At 62.3% G+C, this 292-nt stretch carries 1 protein-coding gene; it reads right to left on the reverse strand.

From position 1 onward, the window contains the following. Positions 1-29: 29 nt before the first annotated feature. A partial coding sequence (locus PZA18_RS24535) for a hypothetical protein (RefSeq protein WP_284103501.1) occupies positions 30-292 on the reverse strand: 263 nt, incomplete at its 5' end.

Here is a 292-nt window from a genome sequence, read left to right on the forward strand (position 1 = left end):
CTACCTGTGCTTCCCGCTCTGTCCATGATTCACATGACTGCACCATCACCTGACTCCCACCAATCAAATCCCGGAGTTTGGTGGCTGGGTGACCGCAGCGCTAGGTGGTGGGACCGGACGCTTACGTCGGCCCCATAGAGGTTGTAGGTGATGCTGGGGTTGGCCTTGCCCTGCGGGTCGATCCAGGTGTCGGTGGTTTTCCAGGTGCGGCCGGCGCTGTCCACTTTCCGCTCGGACACGACGGCGCCGCCACTGGTGACGCGGGTCAGATAGCCTTCGAGGCTGTAGCCAT

Origin of the sequence: Parachitinimonas caeni (assembly GCF_030129945.1) — a bacterium.
GTDB lineage: Bacteria > Pseudomonadota > Gammaproteobacteria > Burkholderiales > Chitinimonadaceae > Parachitinimonas > Parachitinimonas caeni.